At 67.7% G+C, this 21,682-nt stretch carries 22 protein-coding genes, 2 tRNA genes and 1 pseudogene; 15 read left to right on the plus strand and 10 right to left on the minus strand.

Features of this window, described 5'->3' with window-relative positions:
• Positions 1–105 precede the first annotated feature (105 nt).
• The 5 genes from ACSQ24_RS14700 to ACSQ24_RS14720 all read left to right on the plus strand — a co-directional run bounded on the left by ACSQ24_RS14700 (position 106) and on the right by ACSQ24_RS14720 (position 3,341).
• Complete coding sequence (locus ACSQ24_RS14700) at positions 106–228, plus strand: hypothetical protein (RefSeq protein ID WP_436095388.1); 123 nt, start codon at positions 106–108, stop codon at positions 226–228.
• 113 nt (positions 229–341) lie between these two features.
• A complete protein-coding gene (locus ACSQ24_RS14705) occupies positions 342–869 on the plus strand; it encodes a DUF1697 domain-containing protein (RefSeq protein ID WP_436095389.1) in 528 nt (175 codons plus the stop codon).
• A gap of 246 nt (positions 870–1,115) precedes the next feature.
• Complete coding sequence (locus ACSQ24_RS14710; protein WP_436095390.1) at positions 1,116–1,613, plus strand: hypothetical protein; 498 nt, start codon at positions 1,116–1,118, stop codon at positions 1,611–1,613.
• A 16-nt stretch (positions 1,614–1,629) separates the two neighbouring features.
• On the plus strand, positions 1,630–2,256 hold the full coding sequence (locus ACSQ24_RS14715; RefSeq protein WP_436095391.1) for a L,D-transpeptidase: 627 nt from the start codon (positions 1,630–1,632) through the stop codon (positions 2,254–2,256).
• A gap of 47 nt (positions 2,257–2,303) precedes the next feature.
• Positions 2,304–3,341 (plus strand): amino acid ABC transporter substrate-binding protein, encoded by a 1,038-nt coding sequence (locus ACSQ24_RS14720; protein ID WP_436095392.1) that lies wholly within the window; start codon positions 2,304–2,306, stop codon positions 3,339–3,341.
• Between the two features lie 94 nt (positions 3,342–3,435).
• Here ACSQ24_RS14720 and ACSQ24_RS14725 read toward each other — a convergent pair.
• The 3 genes from ACSQ24_RS14725 to ACSQ24_RS14735 all read right to left on the minus strand — a co-directional run bounded on the left by ACSQ24_RS14725 (position 3,436) and on the right by ACSQ24_RS14735 (position 5,031).
• Positions 3,436–3,520, minus strand: a tRNA-Tyr gene (locus tag ACSQ24_RS14725).
• A gap of 151 nt (positions 3,521–3,671) precedes the next feature.
• Entirely contained in the window at positions 3,672–4,250 is a 579-nt protein-coding gene (locus ACSQ24_RS14730) for a hypothetical protein (protein WP_436095393.1), read from the minus strand.
• Between the two features lie 256 nt (positions 4,251–4,506).
• Complete coding sequence (locus tag ACSQ24_RS14735; RefSeq protein WP_436095394.1) at positions 4,507–5,031, minus strand: AAA family ATPase; 525 nt, start codon at positions 5,029–5,031, stop codon at positions 4,507–4,509.
• Between the two features lie 171 nt (positions 5,032–5,202).
• Here ACSQ24_RS14735 and rlmB point away from each other — a divergent pair, with 171 nt between their 5' ends.
• On the plus strand, positions 5,203–5,994 hold the full coding sequence (rlmB, locus tag ACSQ24_RS14740; RefSeq protein ID WP_436095395.1) for a 23S rRNA (guanosine(2251)-2'-O)-methyltransferase RlmB: 792 nt from the start codon (positions 5,203–5,205) through the stop codon (positions 5,992–5,994).
• A 3-nt stretch (positions 5,995–5,997) separates the two neighbouring features.
• On the opposite strand, the gene ACSQ24_RS14745 is transcribed toward rlmB, so the two are convergent.
• Positions 5,998–6,423 carry a hypothetical protein gene (locus ACSQ24_RS14745; RefSeq protein ID WP_436095396.1) on the minus strand — a complete coding sequence of 142 codons (426 nt, stop codon included), beginning with the start codon at positions 6,421–6,423 and terminating at the stop codon, positions 5,998–6,000.
• 372 nt (positions 6,424–6,795) lie between these two features.
• On the opposite strand from ACSQ24_RS14745, the gene ACSQ24_RS14750 reads away from it, so the two are divergent.
• Positions 6,796–8,424 (plus strand): MFS transporter, encoded by a 1,629-nt coding sequence (locus ACSQ24_RS14750; protein ID WP_436095397.1) that lies wholly within the window; start codon positions 6,796–6,798, stop codon positions 8,422–8,424.
• A gap of 302 nt (positions 8,425–8,726) precedes the next feature.
• On the opposite strand, the gene ACSQ24_RS14755 is transcribed toward ACSQ24_RS14750, so the two are convergent.
• Positions 8,727–9,347: a L,D-transpeptidase gene (locus ACSQ24_RS14755; RefSeq protein ID WP_436095398.1), complete on the minus strand. Its 621-nt coding sequence runs from the start codon at positions 9,345–9,347 to the stop codon at positions 8,727–8,729.
• Positions 9,348–9,678: 331 nt separating this feature from the next.
• Here ACSQ24_RS14755 and ACSQ24_RS14760 point away from each other — a divergent pair.
• From ACSQ24_RS14760 to ACSQ24_RS14785, 6 genes and pseudogenes are all read left to right on the plus strand, one after another.
• Positions 9,679–9,753 (plus strand) — tRNA-Thr (locus tag ACSQ24_RS14760).
• Positions 9,754–9,827: 74 nt separating this feature from the next.
• Complete coding sequence (locus tag ACSQ24_RS14765) at positions 9,828–10,241, plus strand: hypothetical protein (protein ID WP_436095399.1); 414 nt, start codon at positions 9,828–9,830, stop codon at positions 10,239–10,241.
• A 240-nt stretch (positions 10,242–10,481) separates the two neighbouring features.
• Positions 10,482–11,468 carry an MBL fold metallo-hydrolase gene (locus tag ACSQ24_RS14770; RefSeq protein WP_436095400.1) on the plus strand — a complete coding sequence of 329 codons (987 nt, stop codon included), beginning with the start codon at positions 10,482–10,484 and terminating at the stop codon, positions 11,466–11,468.
• Positions 11,469–11,720: 252 nt separating this feature from the next.
• A complete protein-coding gene (locus ACSQ24_RS14775) occupies positions 11,721–12,494 on the plus strand; it encodes an NAD kinase (RefSeq protein ID WP_436095401.1) in 774 nt (257 codons plus the stop codon).
• A 227-nt stretch (positions 12,495–12,721) separates the two neighbouring features.
• Positions 12,722–13,258, plus strand: coding sequence for a single-stranded DNA-binding protein (locus tag ACSQ24_RS14780; protein ID WP_436095402.1), 537 nt, complete (start codon positions 12,722–12,724; stop codon positions 13,256–13,258).
• Positions 13,259–13,324: 66 nt separating this feature from the next.
• Positions 13,325–14,085: pseudogene (locus tag ACSQ24_RS14785) on the plus strand (IS5 family transposase); the annotation flags it as partial.
• A gap of 193 nt (positions 14,086–14,278) precedes the next feature.
• On the opposite strand, the gene ACSQ24_RS14790 reads toward ACSQ24_RS14785, so the two are convergent.
• The 5 genes from ACSQ24_RS14790 to ACSQ24_RS14810 all read right to left on the minus strand — a co-directional run bounded on the left by ACSQ24_RS14790 (position 14,279) and on the right by ACSQ24_RS14810 (position 19,291).
• The gene (locus tag ACSQ24_RS14790; RefSeq protein WP_436095403.1) at positions 14,279–15,550 is read right to left on the minus strand and encodes a 3-phosphoshikimate 1-carboxyvinyltransferase; all 1,272 of its coding nucleotides are present in this window, start codon (positions 15,548–15,550) and stop codon (positions 14,279–14,281) included.
• A 255-nt stretch (positions 15,551–15,805) separates the two neighbouring features.
• Positions 15,806–16,105, minus strand: a complete 300-nt coding sequence (locus tag ACSQ24_RS14795) for a putative quinol monooxygenase (RefSeq protein WP_436095404.1) — start codon at positions 16,103–16,105, stop codon at positions 15,806–15,808.
• 108 nt (positions 16,106–16,213) lie between these two features.
• Complete coding sequence (locus tag ACSQ24_RS14800) at positions 16,214–17,071, minus strand: ABC transporter permease (RefSeq protein WP_436095405.1); 858 nt, start codon at positions 17,069–17,071, stop codon at positions 16,214–16,216.
• Entirely contained in the window at positions 17,068–18,060 is a 993-nt protein-coding gene (locus ACSQ24_RS14805; RefSeq protein ID WP_436095406.1) for an ABC transporter substrate-binding protein, read from the minus strand. The genes ACSQ24_RS14800 and ACSQ24_RS14805 overlap by 4 nt, the downstream gene beginning before the upstream one ends.
• Positions 18,061–18,406: 346 nt before the next feature.
• On the minus strand, positions 18,407–19,291 hold the full coding sequence (locus ACSQ24_RS14810) for a LysR family transcriptional regulator (protein WP_436095407.1): 885 nt from the start codon (positions 19,289–19,291) through the stop codon (positions 18,407–18,409).
• A 392-nt stretch (positions 19,292–19,683) separates the two neighbouring features.
• Between ACSQ24_RS14810 and ACSQ24_RS14815 the strand changes: the two genes are divergently transcribed.
• Positions 19,684–20,250 carry an N-acetyltransferase family protein gene (locus tag ACSQ24_RS14815; protein ID WP_436095408.1) on the plus strand — a complete coding sequence of 189 codons (567 nt, stop codon included), beginning with the start codon at positions 19,684–19,686 and terminating at the stop codon, positions 20,248–20,250.
• 166 nt (positions 20,251–20,416) lie between these two features.
• On the plus strand, positions 20,417–21,601 hold the full coding sequence (locus tag ACSQ24_RS14820; protein ID WP_436095409.1) for an MFS transporter: 1,185 nt from the start codon (positions 20,417–20,419) through the stop codon (positions 21,599–21,601).
• The last annotated feature ends 81 nt before the right edge of the window (positions 21,602–21,682 follow it).

A 21,682-nucleotide genomic window follows, 5' to 3' on the forward strand; every position in this document is an offset into this window, starting at 1 on the left:
ATTTGGGAGTGAAAGAGCGAAATTCGAGCCCACTGCGACAAAATCCCCCAAATGGGGGGTGAAGGCGGAATGGCGGCCCGCTAGCGTCATGTTGGGGGAAGTGACATGTGCGAATTCGACGATCTGCGCTGTCCATTCAGAGCCGAGGTCCTCGCCGCGGTTCCTGTCTGGCAGATGATGCTGGTCCATGGCGCGGGCACGCTCGCTTTGCTGATGCTGCTGCGCTGATCGGCTTTCCATCAGCGCCGATATGCGTCGCGCCCGGGCCCCTGCAAGCGCTGGGCATCTGGCCCGACTTCGGTTTCGGTACTAGCCTTCGTCGATCGAAGGGCGAGGAATCGATGCCGAGCTATGTGGCCTTGTTGCGCGCGGTCAATGTCGGCGGCACCGGCAAGCTCGCCATGTCGGATCTGAAGGCGATGTGCGTGGAAGCGGGCTTCACGAAGATCGCGACCTACATCGCCAGCGGCAATGTCGTGTTCTGCGCCGAGGATAGCGCAGCGCAGGTAAAGGCCGCGCTGGAGCGGCGGCTCCAGGACTATGCCGGCAAGCCGGTCGGCGTGGTCGTGCGGACGGCCGATGAGATGGCCGCGGTACACCGGGCCAATCCGTTTCCCGATCAGCCGCCGAACCGGGTCGTCGCCATCTTCCTCGACGAGCCGCCGCCAGCCGATGCGCTCGACGATGTCCGCGGCCGCAATGACGAGGAACTGCGACTTGGCAGCTGCGAAATCTACGTCGCCTATGGTGCGGGGATGGGCGATTCCAAGCTCCGGATCCCGGCCGCGGCGCGCGGCACGGCCCGCAACATCAACACCGTCGCGAAGCTGTCGGAGATGGCTGCATTGCTCAGCTCCGCCCCGGTCTGACTACGCCACGCCTCTCATCGGAGCCGCATCTTCGCTTCTCCGTCCCGCAGGTGAGTAACCGTTCTGAATCATGAGGACTTGATCGCGATCCGATTTGCGGGTGTCCTACGGTCCAATCCCGCCGTTCCCTTGCGGCCTGACGGACGCGGCATGCCGCGCCTGAAAGCCCTGGAACGGCAGCGCGCAGCTCAACTGCCGGCCACTTCGCGACTCGCATCGGTGCCGATGACACGCCTAGGAGGGAAGATGACACAGAGACATGTGGTGCTTGCGAGCGCCAAGCGCCTCGGCGCCCCGGCCTGCGGCCTGCTGCTGCCGCTTCTCCTGGCCGGCTGCGGCGGCGGCGAGGGCCTGTCGTCTTCGGCCGGGAGCGCGGCGAGCGCACCTGCGCCGGCCGGCATCTCGCGCGACGTCCTGGTCGGGCGCTGGGGCATCGCCTCCTTCCATACCGACAAGGACCGCAAGCGCACGGAGGCGGAGGCGCGCGGGCAATGCAAGCAGCCCTATGTGATCAGCAACGGGCCGAATGACGGGGTGATGATGCATGTCGCCGACGATCCCAAGCCCTATGAGCTCAGGCTGAAGTCCGGTGGCGGCAAGACCTATGTCGGCTTCGAAGCGCCGGCCGGCGATCCGCAGGACCGCGAGATCCTCTCGCACAGCAAGTCGATGCTGGTGATGCGCTTCGTCGATCCGGATGCGAGCCGCCGCTACGGCACCTTCATCTATTCCCGTTGCGGCTGACCGGAGGCGACGAGCGATGAGCACCACTCGTACCATTCTGCGCAATCTCCTGGCCTGCGGTCTGGCGGCCCCTCTGCTCGCCCTGCCCGGTGCCGCCCAGCCGCGCCCGCCCGCGGCGCTGCAGGAGACGATGGACATCGGCGACGAGCCGGGCCGCGTCTCGACCGAGGAGGTCAGCATCAGCGACGGGCCCTATGCCCGCCAGATGGTGCTGTTCCGCTCGACCGAGGCGCCGGGCACCGTCGTGATCCACTCGGGGGAGCGCTTCCTCTACATCGTCCAGGGCAATGGCCGGGCGCTGCGCTACGGCATCGGCGTCGGCCGCGAGGGCTTCACCTGGTCCGGCCAGGTCCAGGTCAGCCGCAAGGCCGAATGGCCGGACTGGCGCCCGCCGCCGGAAATGATCCAGCGCCAGCCCTATCTGCCGCGCTTCATGGCCGGTGGTCCCGGCAACCCAATGGGCGCGCGCGCCCTCTATCTCGGCTCGACCGTCTTCCGCGTCCACGGCACCAACCAGCCGGAGACGATCGGCCAGGCGATCTCCTCGGGCTGCTTCCGGCTCGCCAATGGCGACATCGTCGATCTCTACGACCGCGTCCCGGTCGGAACCAAGGTCATCATCCGCCACAAGGCGACGCTATGACCGGCCCCGCCCTCCCCGACGATCATATCCGCAAGGAGACGAGAGCCATGTCGAAGGCCTCACGAGTTCGCTCACGCAGTCTCCAACTCGCCGCCCTCGGGGTGCTAGCGAGTCTGTCCGCCGCGCCGGCCAGCGCCGGGACGCTCGATACGGTGAAGCAGCGCGGCACGCTGCAATGCGGCGTCAGCGAGGGCGTGACCGGCTTCTCCGACAAGGATGCCCAGGGCAGCTGGCGCGGCTTCGACGTCGACTTCTGCCGCGCCACGGCGGCGGCGGTGCTCGGCGATGCGAGCAAGGTCGCCTTCACGCCGCTGTCGGCCAGCGAGCGTTTCGAGGCGCTGAAGAGCGGCAAGGTCGACCTGCTGGCGCGCAACTCGACCTGGACGCTCGCACGCGAGGCGCAGCTCGGCCTCGCCTTCACCGGCATCACCTTCCATGACGGCCAGGGCTTCCTGGCCAAGCGCGCGCTCGGCGTCGACGGAGCGCTGGCGCTCGACAAGGCGAAGATCTGCGTCGAGGCCGGCACCACCACGCAAGCCAATCTCGCCGACTTCTTCCGAGCCAATTCGATGAGCTATGAGGAGAAGGCCTTCCCGGGTGCGGCTGAGGCCCTTTCTGCCTTCCAGTCCGGGCAATGCGACGTCTTGACCCGCGACCAGTCGGCGCTGCACGGCGAGCGCCTCAAGCTGGCAAAGCCGGCGGACGCGGTGGTGCTGCCGGACGTGATCTCGAAGGAGCCGCTCGGCCCGGTGGTGCGCAGCGACGACTTCGCCTGGTTCAACCTGGTGAAATGGGTGAACTTCGCCCTGGTCAATGCCGAGGAACTCGGCATCGCGGCCGCCAATGTCGACGAAGCCCTCAAATCGCAGAAGCCGGATGTGCGCCGCTTCACCGGCGCCGAAGGCGATTTCGGCAAGGCGCTCGGCCTCAACGCCGATTGGGCGATCCGGGCGGTCAAGGCGACCGGCAACTATGCCGAGATCTACGAGCGCAACCTCGGCACCGGCTCGCAGCTCGCCATCCCGCGCGGCCTCAACCAGCTCTGGAACATGGGCGGCGTGCTCTACGCGCCGCCATTGCGATAACGCGCCGAGCAAAGGCGAATACTTGTTCCCGCACCTGATATCGGGTGCGGGCGTGGCGCCGAAGGACTGAAAAAACCAACGCTCAAAGGCAAGGTGGTGGGGGAAGCAGGACTCGAACCTGCGAAGGCATAGCCAGCGGATTTACAGTCCGCCCCCTTTGCCGCTCGGGACATTCCCCCGCCTTGCCGCAGGCTGACCCGAAGGCCGGCCGCAACCGCCTGTTTCACTTTTGTGAAGGGCGGTAGGCGCGGGCGGACTTATGAGGAGAGGTCAGCCGGCTGTCAACGCCAAAAAAGGATCCGCCGACAAGCAATCGTCGGGATGCCCCGCTCAGCCCTGCGGCCAGATGGCGCGATGGCGCCTGCGCCAGGCGAGCGCAGCCGGGACGAAGGCCTGGAACGGCGTCGCCTCCGGCCGCTCGATCGCGTCGGCGAGATCGGGCGGCGGATGAATGAGGCTGCGCACGCCATGGCGGTGCACCCAGACCGGCAACTCGCCCTGGCGGGCGAACATGGCGACGACCTGCCTGACCAGCGCACTGCACAGCGCCCGCGGGCTCGCGACCGGCCGCGCCACCACGCAGAAGCGGGCGAACGGATTCGGATGGCCGTCCTCGCCCTCGAGGCAGAAGATCACGCCGCTGCGGTCCGGCCGTGCCTCGTCCGGCATGGCATCGATGCGGCGCCACAGGCAGAACCAGCTCCGGCAGATCTCCGGCCGCGTCGCATGGATGCTGCAGCCCTTGCCGGTATTGTGGCGGCACATCACGCCGGCCGGCTTGCCGACTTCCGGATCGACGATGCGCAGCACCTCGCAACAGGCGACGCAGTCGCCGCAATCGCGCCCGGGCACCAGATGGTTCAGCGTCCGGCCGGAGCGCATAGCGCCGGCTTCCTTGCTTCCTTCCACGGCGCGCCTCCCGAGCGCGGTGACGAGGCTTCAGCCTAGATCAGATCGCTGCCGCCCGAAAGGATTCCTCCGTGCAAGGCCGATCGCCTTGGCTTCCCCCTTCCCCCTTGTGGGGAAGGGATGGGGATGGGGGTGGCGCCGCCTGGCGATCGTCGGCAGGAAACGGGGTTTGGCAGCGGCAACAGCGCCATCAGGTCCGGCCAATCGCTCCGGCTTTCCGACCCCCACCCCTGCCCCTCCCCACAAGGGGGAGGGGTTACCCGCCCGCGCGCCTGTCGCCGAGGAATCCAGAAGTGAGACCTCGCACGCGCTCCAGCACGAAGGCGGCGCGGGTCGCGACATCGGCGCGCGGCAGTTCGACCAGTTCGTAGCCATGGTCGCGATAGGCTGCAGTAACCGCGTCATAGGTGCGTTCGGCCTCGGCGAAATCCTGCTTGCGCTCGGCGTCCTGCGCATAGATCTCGCGCCAGGGCGGCGCGGCAAGGACGATCGAAGCGTAACGGAAGGCGCGAGCCGCCCGGTCGAAATGCTCCGGCACCTCGATCCCGCACAGGCGCAGATAACCTACGGTGTCGGGGACGCCACGGTCGAAGAAGACGGTTGCCGGACTCGCCTGGGCCTCGTCATGGGAGCGCATGTCGAAGCCGAGCATCAGCTCGGCGAACAGCGCCCGGTCACGCCAGGGCAAGGCCGGCCCGTCGATCGCAAGCTGGTCGCGGATGATCGCCCGCCCCGCTTCCGGCGCGACCGCATGGCCGGCGGCGGCCAGCGCTGCAAGCAACGTGGTCTTGCCGGCACCGGGGGCCGCCGGTCACCACGAACAGGCGTTCATTCGGCTTCTTCATCGGCATAGTCTCCTTGCAATGAGCCAGGTGAAAATCCCTCGTCCCGGCCTTCGGGCTGGCCAAGCCGGCCGCGCCATGGCAGGGCATGGCGTCACCTTTCCGGAGCCATGATGTCCGCCCCGTCCCGCCCCCGTTTCCAGAGCCGCCAAGGCCGCCCTCACCGCGACGGCCCGCCGCCGCACCGGCCCGGCGAGATCGACGAGGCGATCCTCTATGGCGCCCATCCGGTGATCGAGGCGCTGCGCAATCCGCAACGGCGCTTCCGCAAGCTTCTCGCCACCGAGAACGCGCTGAAGCGCCTGGTCGAGGAGATCGGCGAATTGCCGATCGAACCGGAAATGGTCCGGCCCTCGCAAATCGACCGGCTGCTGACGCCCGACGCGGTGCATCAGGGGCTCTATCTCGTCTGCGATCCCCTGCCCTCGCCCGATCTCGACAGCCTGCCGGACGATGCGATCGTGCTGGCGCTCGACCAGATCACCGACCCGCACAATGTCGGGGCGATCCTGCGCTCGGCCGCGGCCTTCGCCGTCGCCGCCGTGATCGTCACCATCCGCCATTCGCCGGCGGCGACGGGCGTGCTGGCGAAATCGGCCTCCGGCGCGCTCGAGCACGTGCCGCTGGTCGCGGTGAAGAATCTGGGGGATGCGCTGGGCAAGCTCGGCGAGCGCGGCTTCCTGCGGCTCGGCTTCGATTCGGAAGGCGACGTCTCGCTCGACGAGGTCAGCTTACGCCGCCCGCTCGTCCTGGTGATGGGCGCCGAGGGCAAGGGCCTGCGCCAGCGCTCGCGCGAGCTTTGCGACCACCTCGCCCGGCTCGATATGCCCGGCGCGATCAAGAGCCTCAACGTCTCGAACGCCACCGCGATCGCGCTCTACGCCGCAACCCGGCGCGGCTGAAGCTCAGCGCCGGGCCACCCGGCCGTCGCTGCTGAAGCGCATGACCCGTACGACCGGGCGCCCGTTGCGCTCTTCGATCCGGTACAGCACCGGATCGGCCGCGGGCGGCCGCGGAATGCCGATCGCGACGGGCACGGAGGGTTCCTTCGCTGGCGGCGGCTCGCTCACTTCCGGGAGCACGACCACGGTCTGCTGCTGGCCGCCGGGCCAGCCATAGAAGCCGGGATAGCCACCGCCATAGAAACCAGCATGGCGGCGGTGGACGTGGCCAGGCCGCGCGATCGGCCGCATCGACGCAAACCGTGGAGCGGGACCCGCTACTCCGGACGCCGGGGCCGCCACGAAGCCCGGCGCCGCAGCGGCCGGGGAAGCGGCAAGACACAGCCCGGCGAGCAGCACGGTGAGCGGCAGGCCAGCATCGCGTTTCATGGCTGACTCCTCCTGCATCCCTTCGCGGCTGAGCGCCGCGAAATGGTTGGCGAGAAGTTAATCGCCCGGCTCGCCCATGGCGAGTCATGGAGCCGCATCAGCACGGCCGAACGCTCAATCCTTCGTCTTACGCCTTTCGGTGCAAGACCAAGTGCTCGGTTGAAGATTGCCGGGGGTGGCAGCATTCGTAGCCCATCAAACTTGGCTTTTCCAAGGCCTTTATCCTGAGTCGGCCCTGGCGCCGGCTCCAAGCGAAGAACCGCCGGAAGGCGGCACGAGGGCGCAGCAGATGGTCTGTGGCGCCCGGGGAACGTAAGACGGGAGCGCTTCATGAGCATGGCACAAGCATCGGCGGCCGCAGGGCCACGGCCGATGACCAGAGAAGAGAAGAAGGTCATTCTGGCCTCCTCGCTGGGCACGGTCTTCGAATGGTACGATTTCTACCTCTACGGTTCGCTCGCCGCGATGATCGGCGCGCATTTCTTCTCGGCCTTCGATCCGAACACCCGCGCCATCTTCGCCCTGCTCGCCTTCGCGGCGGGCTTCCTCGTGCGCCCCTTCGGCGCGCTGTTCTTCGGCCGGCTCGGTGACCTGATCGGCCGCAAATACACCTTCCTCGTCACCATCGTGATCATGGGCGCCTCGACCTTCCTGGTCGGCCTGCTGCCGAGCTATGCCTCGATCGGCTGGATCGCACCGGTGGCCCTGATCGCGCTGCGCATGCTGCAGGGCCTCGCGCTCGGCGGCGAATATGGCGGTGCGGCGGTCTATGTCGCTGAGCATGCGCCTCCGGGACGGCGCGGTTTCTACACCTCCTGGATCCAGACCACGGCGACGCTCGGCCTGCTGCTCTCGCTGATCGTCATCCTCGGCATCCGCACCACCATGGGTGAAGCTGACTTCGCCGCCTGGGGCTGGCGCATTCCCTTCCTCGCCTCGATCTTCCTGCTCGCGATCTCGGTCTGGATTCGCCTCCAGATGCAGGAATCGCCGGCCTTCCAGAAGATGAAGGAAGAGGGCACCGGCTCGAAGGCGCCGCTGTCGGAAGCCTTCGGCCAGTGGAAGAACGCCAAGATCGCACTGCTCGCGCTGTTCGGCCTCACCGCCGGCCAGGCCGTGGTCTGGTACACCGGCCAGTTCTACGCGCTGTTCTTCATCCAGAGCATCCTCAAGGTCGATCTCTACACCTCGAACGTGCTGATCGCCTGGTCGCTCATCCTCGGCACCGGCGGCTTCATCGTCTTCGGCTCGCTGTCCGACAGGATCGGCCGCAAGCCGGTCATCCTGGCCGGCTGCCTGATCGCGGCGCTGACCTATTTCCCGCTGTTCGGTGCGCTGACCAAGGCCGCCAATCCCGGCCTCGCCGCGGCGCATGCCAACGTCAAGGTCCAGGTCGTCGCCGATCCCGCCACCTGCGGCTCGGTCTTCGATCCGGTCGGCGTGCGCACCTTCACCCAGCCTTGCGACGTCGCCCGTCGCACCTTGGCCACACAGGCGATCGTCTACACCCAGGCCCCGGCCCCGGCTGGCACGCCGGCCAAGGTCACCGTCAACGGCAAGGACCTCGCAATCGACGCGACCTTCGCGGCAGCCCTCGCCAAGGAGGCAGTCGCAGCCGGCTATCCGGCGGCGGGCGATGCCCGCATCGTCAAGACCGGCTTCCTCAACGCGTTGTTCAGCGCCCAGTCGCTGACCATCATCGCGATCCTGACCGTGCTCGTCATCTACGTGACCATGGTCTACGGCCCGATCGCGGCGGCGCTGGTCGAGCTCTTCCCGACCCGCATCCGCTACACCGGCATGTCGCTGCCCTACCATATCGGCAACGGCTGGTTCGGTGGCCTGCTGCCGGCGACCTCGTTCGCCATGGTGGCCGGCACCGGCGACATCTTCTACGGCCTCTGGTACCCGATCGTGATCGCGATGATGACCTTCGTCATCGGCCTGCTCTTCGTGCCCGAGACCAAGGATCGCGACATCCTCACCCACGAGGGCGGCTGATCCTTCAGCCAAGCTCGGCCCTGCCGATCCTGACGAGCCCCGCCCGAAAGGGCGGGGCTTTTCTGTTGGTGGAAGGCCGGAGTCCCCGCTGCGCCCAGCATCGGCACGAGCTGAAATCAATCCGCGTCACGCCAATGGGCGGGCACGTTGGGCGAGCAGGAGCACATGCTCATGCTCGTGCTAAAGCCCGACGCAGGCATCGCTGACGACGATAGCGATGGACTTTGCCGCCGTGGATAGGAGCGAAGGAAGCGCACCGGTTCGCCAATTGCCGCCGCCCGCGATCCGACGGGCGACGAGTGTCACACCGGCAGAACCGTGACCGGCGTTCCCAGCGCGACGCGGGCGTAAAGGTGGATGATGTCCTGGTTGATCATCCGGATACAGCCCGAGGAGACGTTGGTGCCGACGGTATACGGCTCGGTCGTGCCGTGGATGCGGTAGCCGAGGTCACGCCCCTCGCCGAAGAGATAGAGGGTGCGGGCGCCCAGCGGGCTCTTCGGCCCGCCGCGGACGCCGGGGCCGCGCGGCGTCGGCTCGAGCTGGGCCCTGATCTGCGGATCGCGCTCGATCATCTCCTGCGGCGGCACCCAGTCGGGCCAGTCCCGCTTCATGTTGATCTTCGCCACCCCCGTCCAGCCGAAGCCCTCGCGGCCGACGCCGACACCGTAACGCGTCGCGACGCCCTGCGATTCGACGAAGTAGAGATGATAGGAGCCGGGATCGACGACGATCGAGCCCGGCGGCTCGGCCCGGCGGAACTCGACGGTCTGGCGCAGATAGCGCGGCTCGATGCTCGCATAATCGATCGCCGGCACCGGAAAGCGCTCGCCCGGATATTCGATGTAGACCTGCGCATAGTTCGGGCGCGCCAACGTGCGTGTCAGGGCCGGCCGGCTCGGAGCGATATCCGGCAACGCCACGATGCTGCCTCCGCCGCAGCCAGACAGCCCGGGGGCGACGATGGAAAGGGACGACAAGGTAAAGGACCGACGGGTCAGCATGGGCACATCTCAAGGCAAGGCTTCTGAAAAAGCATCGACTTAGATGGTTACGGGCGAGTGAACGCCGCCATGCCCAACCGGGATTATCGGTTTCGTTTCCCTCAGAACCGCATTTCGACCCTGCCCATGAGGGCAGGATCGAGGGCGCGTTCGCGCCTCACGCTCCGATTTGCAAGGAGATCATCCCCGCTTCAGTCTGTCGCCCGTCGATCTTGCCCTCGCCGCATCGGCCTGATACCGCAGCGCAAGGGCCGGCGTAGCACAGCGGTAGTGCAGCGGTTTTGTAAACCGAAGGTCGGGAGTTCGATCCTCTCCGCCGGCACCACCCTGATCCCTGTGACCTGTCGTTTGCTAGGACATGCCGCCGCGACGACGGAGACGATCGGAGCCTGCCGAGCGATGACTTCTGCCGACCAGCGCGACCAATTGCTCGCTCTCGCTGAGCGCTGCGAGCGCACCGGCCGACCCGACCGCAGTCTCGATGCCGACATCTACGAGGCACTCGGTTTCACCGTGCGCCGCAAGCCGACCAATCTGCTCGCCCCACGCACCCCGCCCGGCGGCATCTACCAGCAGGGCTCGCTCTGGAAGGCGATCGGCCGGATCAGCGCCGAGATCGACGTCGCGGTCAACATCATCCGGCAGAAGGCTCCCGACTGGAACTGGAGCCTGCAATCGGTCGCCACCGAGGAGCAGACCTATGAGGCGCTGGTCGCCGGCTGCTCCGGTCAGGGCGCCCTCGCCTCGCTCGCCCTCTGCGCCGCCCTGCTCAAGGCCTTCGCCAGGCGCCGCATCGAGCAGGCCGATTCGTAAAACGGTTTCCATTTCAACGGCGAGGCGGCTTCGCCGGATAGATCGATTCAATCCTCCGCATCGACCCACGCCATCGTGGCAGGCTCACGGAAAGTTGACCTTGGGCAATCACACGGCGGTTGAAGGCGTTGTCGCGGCAGCTAGTTTGACGCTCGGGCAAGCCGATGCCCAGGGCATGATGCCGGTTGGCGGGGCGCCATCCGGGGGAGGTCGTGCCCTTCTCGTTGTTGGAGCCTGATCATGGCCCGTTTCGAACCCTCGCGCCGCACCGTGATGGCGGGTGCCGGCGCACTTGCCGCCGCAGCCGCGCTCGATCTGCCCACCGGCCTCGCGCCGGCCCACGCGCAAGGAGCTGCCGCGAACCAGAATCCCGGCTTCTACCGCTACAAGGTCGGCGACATCACCGTCACCGCCCTCAATGACGGCTTCGCCAAGCGCCCACTCGAGGGCTTCGTCCGCAATGCCGAACTCGCCGACGTCAAGAAGGCGATGGAGCAGGCCTATCTGCCCAGCGACGCGCTCTCGATCACCTTCACCACACTGGCGCTGCAGATCGGCGACAAGCTCACTCTGATCGACACCGGCAACGGCGATTCCGGCGCGCCGACCTCGGGCGCCTGGATGAAGAACTTCCAGGCCGCCGGGCTCGACCCCAAGAACGTCTCGACCGTGGTCTTCAGCCATTTCCACGGCGACCACATCAACGGCTTCCGGCTCAAGAACGGCAGCGCCGTCTTCCCGAACGCCGAGGTGATGGTGCCGGCGGCCGAATGGGCGTTCTGGATGGACGACGCCAAGATGAACGCCGCCCCCGAGGCGATGAAGGGCGCCTTCGCCGGCGTGCGCCGCGTCTTCGGCCCGGTCGCCAAGGATGTGAAGCAGTACGAGGCCGGCAAGGAGATCCTGCCGGGCGTGACCGCGATCGCCGCTCCCGGCCATACGCCCGGCCACACGGTCTACGCCGTCTCTTCCGGCAGCGGCAAGCTGATGGTGATGTCGGACACCACCAACCACCCGGCCCTGTTCGTGCGCAATCCCGACTGGTCGGCGGTGTTCGACATGGACGGGCCGCAGGCGGCCGCCACCCGCCGCAAGCTGCTCGACATGGCCGTGGCCGACAAGATGCAGGTCGCCTTCTACCACGCTCCCTTCCCCGCCACCGGCCATATCGCCAAGGCCGGCAATGGCTTCGAACTCGTGCCGCTGCAGTGGAGCAGCGCGATCTGAGACCCTCGCGCATCCGCTGGAGAAAGGCCGGGGTATGCGCCTCGGCCTTTCTTTTTGCGGCATGTTCGCAAGGCGGCTCGCGATCCTGTCCGAGGCCATGCTAGACCGGCCCTTGAGCCGGATCCGATCAGGCTGAATCAACCTGATCGGTGAATCCGTCTCTAAATCATTGATAGAGTACGCGTTATCCGATCGGATTGCGTTGCAATCTGATCGGCGCGTGCTCTAGATACCGCCGACCGGATACCAGCGATGACCGAGCGCTTCGCCGCCATCTCCTTCGTCGCCAGCGACACCGCCGAGGCTGAAGCCGCGCGGGTCAAGCTGGTCGAGCGCTACGGCGACGCCGATCCGGCGCAGGCCGAGGTGATCGTCGCGCTCGGCGGCGACGGGCTGATGCTGCAGACGCTGCATCGCTTCATGGGCACGGCCAAGCCGATCTATGGCATGAACCGCGGCTCGGTCGGCTTCCTGATGAACGAGTTCCGCGAGCGCGGCCTGCGCCAGAAGCTCGAGGCGGCGCAGCGCAGCGTCGTCCACCCGCTGGTGATGACGGCGGTCAATCGCGACGGGAAGCGCGTCGAAGCGCGCGCCATCAACGAGGTCTCGCTGTTCCGCCGCTCCTACCAGGCGGCGAAGCTGCGGCTCTCGGTCGACGGACAGGTGCGCTTGTCCGAGCTCGTCGCCGACGGCGTGCTGGTCGCGACGCCGGCCGGCTCGACCGCCTACAACCTCTCGGCCAATGGCCCGATCCTGCCGCTCGATGCGCCGCTGCTGGCGCTCACCCCGCTCTCGCCATTCCGGCCGCGGCGCTGGCGCGGCGCGCTCCTGCCCGACCACGCCAAGGTGACGATCGCGGTGATGGAGGCCGACAAGCGCCCGGTCAGCGCCGTCGCCGACCACACCCAGATCGACAATGTCATCTCGGTCTCGATCGCGATCGACCGCTCGCTCGACCTCGTCATGCTGCACGATCCCGGCCACAGCCTGGACGAGCGTATCCTGCGCGAGCAGTTCGGCTATTGAAGCCGTGGCGATGGCGGCCGCGGCTCGCTCGCAGCCCTGCCGTTTGCAGATCGTCCTGGTCCGTTCACCAGCCCTCGGAAAGCTCGAATTTTTTGTCGGGGACAAGGCGCGAAAAGAGTCTTGAACAAAACAGGAACATCGTTGATAGTGGCCGCATGGCCGGCTAGGGTCCGGCTCCGGTCGATCGGCCGGGTTTGTGGTGAAGTGCGCAGGAAACGGAGCCTGTCATGGCTGGTAGCGTCAACAAGGTCATTCTGGTCGGCAATCTCGGGCGCGACCCCGAGGTGCGGCGCCTCGGCAGCGGCGAGCCGGTGGTCAATCTCAGGATCGCCACCTCGGAAACCTGGCGCGACAAGCAGTCGGGCGAGCGCAAGGAGCGCACCGAGTGGCACTCGGTGGTGATCTTCAACGAGAATCTCGCCAAGGTCGCCGAGCAGTATCTGAAGAAGGGCTCGAAGATTTACATCGAGGGCCAGCTCCAGACCCGCAAATGGCAGGACCAGCAGGGCGTCGAGAAATACACGACCGAGATCGTGCTGCAGCGTTTCCGCGGCGAGCTCACCATCCTCGACAGCCGCGGCCAGGGCGGCGACGAGGCTGGTGGCGGCAGCGGCGGCTATGGCGACGAGGGTTCGTCGGGCGGCTCCTTCGGCCGGTCGAGCCCGGTCGGCGGCGGCTCGCGCCAGCCGGCGATGGCGAGCGGCGGCAGCAGCAGCGGCGGTTCTCGCTCGTCGAGCCATCTCGACGACGACATCCCGTTCTAGGTCGTGGTGACGATTTAGGGTTCCCGACGGCCCGCGGTTCTGATTCAACGCTGCTTTTTAGAGGCGGTGTTGGAAGGCGAGGTTCTTCGGGACGATCAATGGGCGCGCATCGAGCCATTCGTGCCTGGCGGCCGCAAGGGCAAGCGGGGGCCGCGCAGCAATGGCCGGTTGTTCGTGGACGCGCTGTTGTGGATGGCGCGGTCAGGCGGTCGGTGGCGTGATCTGCCCACGCGATTTGGGCCCTATCAAACGGCCAAGCGGCGCTATTACCGCTGGATCGAGATGGGCGTGCTCAATCGCCTGTTCGAGGCGGTGGCCGCTGAGCCCGACCTGGAATGGGTCATGCTGGACGCCACGGTCATCCGCGCCCATGCCCAAGCCGCCGGCGCGCGGCGAAAAAGGGGGGACCGGACGCCCAGGCGCTTGGCCGGTCTCGTGGCGGCTTCGGCACCAAGATCCACGTCTGCGTAGACGCGCTGGGCCTGCCGGTTCGCATCCTGCTGGGGCCGGGTCAGCAGAACGACATGGCTCCGGCCTGTGACCTGATCGACGGCGTCGCCGCTCAATCCGTCCTGGCCGACAAGGCCTATGACGCCGATCGGCTCTATCTGAAGATCATCCAGCAGGGCGGCGATCCCGTCGTCCCGCCCCGCCGCCATCGTAAGCGACAACACGCCTATGATCGGCTCCTCTACAAGGAACGAAACCGCGTCGAGCGCTTCTTCAGCCGCATCAAGCACTTCCGCCGCATCGCCACACGATACGACAAGCTGGCGGCCACCTTCATGGGCTTCGTCACCCTCGCCGCCATCATGCTCTGGCTCAAATACCTAAATCGTCACCGCAGCCTAGCACGATTGCTTGCCGGTTCGACGCGGCCTGAACAAACGCACCCTCGTCATTGCGAGCATTGCGAAGCAATCCAGGAGGGCTCGCTCAACGGCCTTGGATTGCTTCGCAATGCTCGCAATGACGGAACTGCCGCAGTCAGCGCTTGGCAGCGGCAAATCGACAGATCTCCTACGGCAGCTCGCCCTCGAAGCGCACGCCGAGCGAGCCGAGCGCGCGCCAGTAATCCGGATAGGTCTTCGCGACGCAAGCGGGGTCGAGGATGGTGATGCCGCCGATCTTCAGCCCCGCCAGTGCGAAGCTCATGGCGATGCGGTGATCGGCGAAGGTGTCGATCTCCGCCGGCAAGGTCTGGCCGGCCAGCGCCGGATCGGCGGCGACGACGAGATCGTCGCCCTCCTCCACGCCGAGCCCCGGCCTGATCCGCGACAGGCCCTGCGCCAGCGCCGCGACGCGGTCGCATTCCTTGACGCGCAGGTTGGCGATGCCGACGAAGCGCACCGGCGTCTGGTTGAAGGCGGCGAGCACGGCCAGCGTCGGCACCGCATCCTGCATCTGCGAGCCGTCGATCTCGGCCGGCAGGTTCGGGAAGGCGGCGATCAGCGCATGCGCCTTGGCGTCGGGCTGGGTGAAGGCGGAAGCCGGCACGCCGAGATCGATCGTGCCGCCGGTCAGCACTTCCGCCGCCCAGAGATAGGTCGCGGCCGAGGCATCGGGCTCGATCAGGTAATCGGTCGCGATATAGCCGGTCGGCGCGATCCGCCAGCCGCCGCTGTCCGGCTCCGACACCTCGGCGCCGAAGGCCCGCATCGTCGCCAGCGTCAGGTCGACATAGCCGCGCGCGCCGATCTCCTGGCCGGTCAGCACGACATCGACCGGATTGCGTGCGCAGGCGCCGGCCATCAGCAGCGCCGAGACGTACTGGCTGGAGAGGCCGCCATCGACCTCGACCAGCCCGCCGTCGAAGCCGCCCTGCCCCTGGATGGTCACCGGCGGGCAGCCGCTCGGCGCCTCGATCGCGACGCCGAGCCGGGTGAGCGCTGCGATCAGCGGTGCGATCGGCCGCTTGCGCATATGCTCGTCGCCATCGACGACGACCTTGCCGTCGACCAGCGCCGCCGCCGCCGTCAGGAAGCGCGTCGCGGTGCCGGCATTGCCGAGGAAGAGCGGCGCCTTGGGCACCCGCAGCTTTCCGTCGCTGGTGACGATGAAGCTGGTGTCGTCGGGCTCGGCGATCTCGACGCCCATATCCCTAAGGGCCTGGGCCATATAGCGGGTGTCGTCGCTCTTCAGTGCGCCGCTGAGCCGGCTGGTGCCTTTGGCCAGCGCCGCGACCAGCAGCGCCCGGTTGGTGATCGACTTCGAGCCGGGCGGCATGACGCGGCCGGTCAGCGCCGCCGCCGGCGGCAAGATGGTGAGTTTGCGGAGATCCGTCGGGGTCATGGCAGGCTCGCGAGGCTTCGACGCGAGGGTCTTAGACCGTGCGGCTGGAGAGCGGAAGGCGGGTACCGCAATCGACAGAGCGCGACCTGTCCCCTCTCCCCCTGCGGGAGAGGGCTAGGGTGAGGGGTCGCGCGACGCTGACCGCTGGCGCGCGCGACATTTCTCGATACCGTCCAGACCTATGCGACCCCTCATCCGGCCCTTCGGGCCACCTTCTCCCGCAAGGGGAGAAGGGAGAGGCGGCCCGCCGAGCGCTCAGCCCTTCGCCAGCCCGAAACCGCCGACCGGCTGCGTGACGACATGGCTGTCGAAGCCGGCGATGATCGGCTTGGCCTTGGCGATCGCCGCCTGCACCGCCGGCAGAGCGAGCGAGGCCTTGTGACTGTCCTCGCGGTCCCAGACCTCGGTCACCCAGATCGCATCGGCATCGCCCGGATCGCGGGCGACGACATAGCTCAGGCAGCCGGGCATGGTGTCGCTGCTCTCGAGGATATAGCCGATCAGCGCCTCGCGCTCGCCGGGCTTGGCGCGCATCTTCCCGATCAATCCGTACATCGCAGCGCCCTCTCCCGTGTCGGCCGGCACCGTGCCGAAGCGCCAAGCAGGGCGCAACCGGGCGACTGACCAAAGCTGTCAGCAGCGCAAACCGGCTAACCGCGCTCGTCACAGAGGCGGCCGCCGCTCACCCAGGATCGCCTGCGCCATGCGGTCGAGCAGGATCGCGAGCGCGACGACCGCGAGCCCCCCGACGAAGCCGAGGCCGGGATCGGCGCGCTGCAGGCCGAGAAGCACGACTTCGCCCAGCCCCTTGGCGCCGATCATCGAGGCGACGACGACCATGGCGAGCGACAGCATGATCGCCTGGTTGAGCCCCTGCAGGATGACGGGCCGCGCCAGAGGCAATTCGATCAGCCAAAGCGTTTGGCGCGGGCGCAGGCCGAGAGCCTGGGCGGCCTGGACCATGCCGATATCGATGCCGCGCAAGCCGAGTTCGGTCAGCCGTGCGAAGGGCGGCAGCGCGTAGATCAAGGTCGCCAGCAGCGCAGGCGCCCGCCCCAGCCCGAGCAGCATCGCCACCGGGATCAGGTAGACGAAGTTGGGAATCGTCTGCATCAGGTCGTAGACGGGCGCGAGGGCCCGCGCCAAGCGCGGCAGACGGGCCGCGGCGACACCGAGCGGCAGGCCGATAAGGACGACCAGCACCACCGCGACGATGACGAGCGAAAGCGTCTGCATCGCCTCGGTCCAGACGCCGAGCCCGGCGAGGATCAGCGGCAGGCTCGCCATCGCGAGCACAAAGCCGAGGCTGCGCCGCGCGAGCCAGGCTCCCGCGGCGACGAACAGGACGAAAACCGGCACGGGTATGAGCAGGAGGAGCATCTCGACACCGCGGACCGGCGCCGTCAGCAGCCTGCTGAAGCCGTCGAGATCGTCGCCATAGCCGGTGACGACAGCATCGACAGCCTGGTTGACCAGCCTTTGCAGCGCCTTGCCGAAATCCGGCAACCAGTCCGGTGTCACAGGCCGGATGCGACCTTGCTGGCGACATCGGCCGGCAACCATGCCTTCCAGACATCCGGCTGCGTCTTGAGGAAGACGAGCGCCTGCTGCTCGGGCGACTGGCCCTTTTCTCGCGCCTCGGCGAGCATCCTGGAGGTCAGCTCGGCGGTGGTGGTGTACTTCTTGAAGAAGCCGGCGAGCTGCGGCGCCTTCCTGGCGAGTTCGATATTGGCGCCGATGACGACGCGGCTCACCGGATAGGCGGTGGCGCGCTTGGGGGCGTCGCTCGCCTTCAGCTCGTCCCAGATCGCCTGGTCGAAAGCCGGCTCGTCGAGCTTGACCAGGTCATAGGCGCCCAGCAGCCAGCTCGGCCCCCAATAATAGAACACGACCGGCCGCTTGCGCTTCAGGGCGGATTCGACGGCGGCGACGATCGCCTCGCCGGAGCCGCCGCGGAGATTGGTGAAATCGCCAGCCAGCCCGTAGGCGACCAGCTTCTTGCTGTTGATGCCCTCGCAGACCCAGCCCGCCACGCAATTATAGAAACGCCCCTTGCCGGGCTCGTCGGGGTCGGCGAACAGATCCTTGTAGCGCTTGAGGTCCTGAACCGATTTCAGCTCCGGCGCCTTGGCGTCGGGACCAGCGACCAGATAGCGCGGCACGAACCAGCCTTCGTTGGCATCCGGGAATGTCGTGCCGAGCGGCTCGACCTTGCCGGCGGCGGCCTCCTTGACCCAGGCCTCGACCGGGTTGGCCAGCCAGATCTCCATGACGATGTCGACATCACCGCGGCCGAGGCCGTTGACCAGCGGCGCGATCACGCCGGGCACGCGCTCGACCTTGCAGCCGAAACCCTTCTCCGCGATGGCGCTGGCGACGGCGGTGTGGAAGGCGGCGGAATCGTAGTCGAGCCCCGCCATCTTCAGCGGGCGATCGAGCTCGCAGGCGAGACCAGGAGCGGTCAGGCCTAAGCCGAGCAGCAGCGCTGCCCCTCGCAGAACGGCTTTCATCACGATGATCCCCCGCTGGTTGCCGTGCCCGATCATGGCACCTGACTTTCCGGCATGTCCACGAAGCGCGAAAGCGGACGAAATGTTCCGCCCTGATAGGCGAAAACATTAGCGCCGCTTTCAAGTCATGGGCACTGCGCAAACGGCGGATGACATGAACCGCGCGCCTGACCGGGCCTGTCAGCAGCACAAAGCGAAAAGCGACCTTACTCTCAGCCCTCATCCTGAGGAGCCGCCAAGCGGCGTCTCGAAGGATGCTTCAGGAGGCTCCGGAACCAGCTGGAGCATCCTTCGAGACGGCCCTTTCGGGCCTCCTCAAGATGAGGGCTTTGGTTCCGAACGACGTTCAGTCCAAAGTTCCGAGCGCCCGCAGCGCCTTCAGCGTCTCGCGCAGGCCGCGATGCAGCGGCTTGTCCTTGCGCAGGACGAGGCCGAGCGTGCGATGCACGCGCGGCGACAGGGACCGCACGACCAGCCCGTCGCTTTCGCCGCGCACCGCCATGCCAGGCAGGATGGCGCAGCCGAGGCCGGCGCCGACCAGCCGCTTGATCGCCTCGACGCTGCCGAGCGACATCACCGGCCTGAGCGTCACGCCGGCGCGGGCGAACCACTCGTCGGCGATCCGCCTGGTGATGCCGCCCGGCTCGAACAGCAGCACCGGCAGGCGCGCCAGCGCTTCGGGCGTCAATCGCGCCGGCAGCTCCATACCCGGCGGTGCGATCACGGCGAACTCGTCGTCGAGCAGCGGCGTGACGTCGAGGCTGCGGCCGGCGGCCGGCAGCGAGACCAGACCGATGTCGATCTGATTGTCCTCGATCGCCTTGACGATGTCAGAGGTGTTGCCGGTGCTGACGGTGATCTCGAGCGTCGGATGGCGCTGGCGCAATTCGCGCAGCACCGGCGGCAGCAGGAAGATGCAGGCGGTCGCTCCGGTGCCGATCCGGACACGGCCCATCGCTCCGGTCGCGTGCCGCGCCATGGCCTCGCGCGCCGCCGCCACCGCCGCCTCGATCCGCCCGGCATGATCGAGCAGCTCGACGCCCGCGGCCGTCGGCTGGGCGCGGCGACCGACCCGCTCGATCAGCAGCACGCCGAGCCGGCGCTCGAGCTCGCGGATCTGCAGGCTGACCGCCGGCTGGCTCAGGCCGAGCCTCTCGGCCGCTGCCGAGAAGCTGCCGAGTGCGATGACCTGGCGAAAGCTGTCGAGCTGGTCGAGGCGAAGCTTGCGCATATCAAAGAAATTCTCATGCTCTGCATAATTTTGAGAAGCTTCATTTATGAGGCGGCAAAGTGCAAGTTGGCCTCGTGGCTCGGGGCAGAACCGGGCCGCGGCGGGGCGCGGGCGATGAGCAAGATCTGGTGTGCGGGATGAAGGCTGCTGTCAGAGATTCCTTGATCGAATCCCCCAAGCCCTCATCCTGAGGAGCCGCGCAGCGGCGTCTCGAAGGATGCCCCAGGAGGCTCCGGAACCAGCTGGAGCATCCTTCGAGACGCGATCCTGCGGATCGCTCCTCAGGATGAGGGCTGAAAGGTTCTTGGGTGGGTTCGCCCGTGTGACACGGCATGAAGCGCTGACCGGGCGCCCTATATGGAAAGGCGGCCCTGCCGGGCCGGACGATTGCGATGACGACCTCCGAGCCCGCCGGCCGCTCTGCCCTGCCCCTTCTCGTCCGCGACGCATGCGAAGACGACATGGGCGCGATTCAGGCGATCTACACCCACCATGTCCTCACCGGCCTTGCCAGCTTCGAGGAGACGCCGCCGAGCGTCGAGGAGATGCTGGCGCGCCGGCAGGCGGTGCTGGGGCTCGGCCTGCCCTATCTCGCCGCCGAGCTTGATGGCCGCGTCGTTGGCTACAGCTATGCCAGCGGCTATCGCCCCCGGCCGGCCTATCGCCACACGGTCGAGGATTCGGTCTATGTCGCCGAAGGACAGGCGGGCCGCGGCATCGGCGGCGCCTTGCTTTCGGGGCTGATCGCCCGCTGCGAGACCGGACCCTGGCGGCAGATGCTGGCGGTGATAGGCGACAGCGGCAATGCGAGCTCGATCGGCCTGCATCGCCGCTTCGGCTTCGAGCCGGTCGGCACCTTGCGTTCGGTCGGCTTCAAGCTCGGCCGCTGGGTCGACACCGTGCTGATGCAGCGCAGCCTCGGGTCCGGCGACGAGACGCTGCCTGGCGGGGTGAGATAGTGCCGTCCTTCAAATATCTCGGGTCATCCCGGACGGAGCGAAGCGAAGATCCGGGATCCATTCCGGAGCCTTTCCGAGTGAGGTTCCGGCATGGGTCCCGGGTCTCCCTCCGGTCGCCCGGGACGACTCGGAACGGGTCGGCGGGGCTTGCCGAGAATCTTAGTCGATGATCTCCCGCAGCACCGTCTTCTGCCTCGGGCTGGCGCAGCTCATTTCCTGGGGCGTCTCCTACTACCTGGTCGGCGCCTTCGGCGAGCGGATCGCGGCCGAGCTCGGCTGGTCGCAGGCGATCATCCATGGCGGGCTCTCGGCCGGCCTGCTGGTGATGGGGCTGACCTCCGGCGCGGTCGGCCGCTTGATCGACCGCCATGGTGGCCGGACGGTGATGTGCGCCGGCTCGCTGCTCACCGCCGCCGGCTGCGCCGGCCTCGCCTTCGCCCAGACGATTCCGGCCTATTACGCCGCCTGGCTCTGCCTCGGCCTCGCCATGCGGCTCACGCTCTACGACGCCGCCTTCGCGGCGCTGGCCCGGATCGGCGGCAGCGCCGCGCGCCGGCCGATCGCCCAGATCACCTTGCTCGGCGGCCTCGCCTCGACGGTATTCTGGCCGCTCGGCCATGCGCTTGCCGAGCAGTTCGGCTGGCGCGGCGCTCTCCTCGCCTATGCCGGCTTCGCCTTGCTCACCCTGCCTTTGCATCTGATGCTGCCGGCCGTATCGGCGCGGCTGCTTCCCGACGCGGCCGCGGCTGTGGCCAAGCCCGTCAACCCGATCAGCCCGGCCGACACCCGCCTCGCCGGCCTGCTCTATGCGCTGATCGTCACCTTCGCCGGCATCCTGAACGCCGGCATGTCGGCGCATATGATCGGCATTCTCGCCGGGCTCGGCCTGCCCGCCGCGGCCGCGGTCTGGATCGGCGCGACGCGCGGCATCGGACAGTCGCTGGCCCGGCTCGGCGAGGTCTTGTTCGGGTCACGCACCAGCCCGTTCGACCTCAACCTCGTCGCCTGCCTGGTGCTGCCGCTCTGCTTCGTCGTCGGTCTCGCCGGCGGCGCGAGCGCCCTCGCGGCGCTCGTCTTCGCCTTCGCCTATGGCGCCGGCAACGGCGTGCTGACGATCACGCGCGGCACGCTGCCGCTGATGCTGTTCGATCCGAAGAGCTATGGCGCCTATGTCGGCCGGTTGCTGGCGCCCGGCTTCTTCTTGTCGGCCGCCGCGCCGCTCGGCTATGCGCTGCTGATCGAGCGCTATGGCGCCTCGGCGGCGCTGATCCTGTCCGGCGCCCTGGCCCTCGCCATGCTCGTCTCGGCGATCCTGCTCCGGCGGCACTTCCGCAGCCTGCCACGCTCCTGACAATCGCTGTCAGCACACCCCGCAAGAACAATGCGGCAACATCCACGGCTGCGTGCTACTCATGCCGGCCTCGCGCCCGGC

The sequence above is a fragment of the Allobosea sp. LjRoot237 genome (genome assembly GCF_964253285.1).
In the GTDB taxonomy this organism is placed as follows: domain Bacteria; phylum Pseudomonadota; class Alphaproteobacteria; order Rhizobiales; family Beijerinckiaceae; genus Allobosea.